Source organism: Bradyrhizobium sacchari (genome assembly GCF_002068095.1).
GTDB classification, from domain to species: Bacteria; Pseudomonadota; Alphaproteobacteria; order Rhizobiales; family Xanthobacteraceae; genus Bradyrhizobium; species Bradyrhizobium sacchari.
The window spans coordinates 166,689-168,344 of the sequence record NZ_LWIG01000014.1; the positions used below are offsets into that span (position 1 = coordinate 166,689).

General features: G+C 60.9%; 3 protein-coding genes. All 3 read right to left on the minus strand.

The genetic code is table 11. The features are described from left to right. Positions 1 to 228: 228 nt before the first annotated feature. Positions 229 to 450, minus strand: coding sequence for a hypothetical protein (locus tag A5906_RS19595; RefSeq protein ID WP_080137004.1), 222 nt, complete (start codon positions 448 to 450; stop codon positions 229 to 231). Positions 451 to 487: 37 nt separating this feature from the next. Next, on the minus strand, positions 488 to 724 hold the full coding sequence (locus A5906_RS19600; RefSeq protein WP_080137005.1) for a hypothetical protein: 237 nt from the start codon (positions 722 to 724) through the stop codon (positions 488 to 490). 194 nt (positions 725 to 918) lie between these two features. Further along, the gene (ldtR, locus tag A5906_RS19605; RefSeq protein ID WP_018320040.1) at positions 919 to 1,437 is read right to left on the minus strand and encodes a transcriptional regulator LdtR; all 519 of its coding nucleotides are present in this window, start codon (positions 1,435 to 1,437) and stop codon (positions 919 to 921) included. Between the last annotated feature and the right edge of the window lie 219 nt (positions 1,438 to 1,656).

Here is a 1,656-nt window from a genome sequence, read left to right on the forward strand (position 1 = left end):
GGGCTACGGGCGGGTCTGGTGTGGCGATCGGAAGCACGCGCGATCTACCACATCACCCGTCCCCGGCCAAGCATTTGCGGGTCGGGCCTGATATTTATGCAAGATATGGTGGGGGATTGAAGATTGGAGCGCACGATCAGCTCTGGCGGAGCCGCCCGCGCACCGGCCATCGTGAAGGGGCCGTTTCGGACCTTAAACCTGTCCCAAGGTCGGTCCCGAGGCCCCCCCCTAAAGTCCCGTATACCCCGCCTTGACCGGGTCCACGCTGCCGTCGAGCTGGCGCAGATAGGTGAGGCCGCAGACCGTCAACCTGTGCGGGTCCTTCTCGCCCGCTTCCACCAGCGTGTTGAGGTAGTTCGTCACCTTTGCGCGTGCCTCCTCGCTGGCCGCCGCCGTACGATTGGCGAGCAGGTCATAGGTCTTCATAATGCGGTCGATGGCAGCTTCCATTGCACCCTCTGGTTCTTCCGGATTTCGGTAATCTTGATCAGGCAACCGCGCGGGCCTCGGACTGCGTCTCGAACCGGAGGATCGCCTTGTTCGCGAGCCTGATCTTGTTGAATTCGCCGTGCTGGAGCAGCTTCACGATGATCTCGAGCAGGCGTTCGTTGGTGACGAGCGTGTCGGGGATCGCACCGGAGCGGCGGAGGTAGTTCGCCGCGATCGCATAGGCATCGCTCACGAGCTCGACGTTCATTGCCTGCACCCCGTGCCCGCCCAACATGGCATCCTCCGATCCAGAGGGCTAACTGCAATGCGGCGATCTGGTTCCGTGCTCGCGGGGATTTTTTCGCAGTGCAAAACGTCAAAACGCACCGGTCCGGGCAAAGCCGGGCCGATGCGCTTGGGGAAGTCAGGCACGTTCGGGAGGCTTGCCGGTCTTGTTGTCGGGCCGGCTTGGCCTTGATCCCTTGGAACTCAGAGGCGGTACAGGATCTGGTCGGTCCAGAACCGCTCGAGACGGTGCAGCGACTTGTTGAGGGTCGAGAACTCCTCGCCCGAGATGCCGCCGACCTGCTCGACCGTCTTGACGTGCTTCTGGTAGAGCGCGTCGACGATGCGGCGGACTTCCTGGCCCTGCGGGGTCAGGCGGATGCGCACCGAGCGGCGATCAACGCGCGAACGCTGATGATCGAGGAAGCCGAGCTCGACGAGCTTCTTCAGATTGTAGGAGACGTTGGAGCCGAGATAGTAGCCGCGCGTGCGCAGCTCGCCGGCGGTCAGCTCCTTGTCGCCGATGTTGTAGAGCAGGAGCGCCTGCACCGAGTTGATGTCGGCGCGACCGCGACGATCGAACTCGTCCTTGATGACGTCGAGGAGCCGGCGATGCAGCCGCTCCACCAGAGTCAGAGCTTCCAGATAGAGCGACTGCACCGAACCCTGCTGGCCGGAGACGCGCTCTGCGGTATCTGCCGCAGTTGCGACGGCTTTCATCATGACACTTCCCCTGTTGTCGTTTTTATCGACACTTATTCGACGAAACTTGTGTCCCGTCCGATAGGTGCAACTTAAGGGGCTCGTTTGAAGATCGGCTTAAATAAGAGAATAAAGAGATCATGAATTTAAGACAGTGAATTGCGGATTAAGCCTGTGCCACAAGGACTTTTCGCAACCGTCTGTTGACCTTCGCAAGGTCCTGTTCACCCTCCGTCCGCC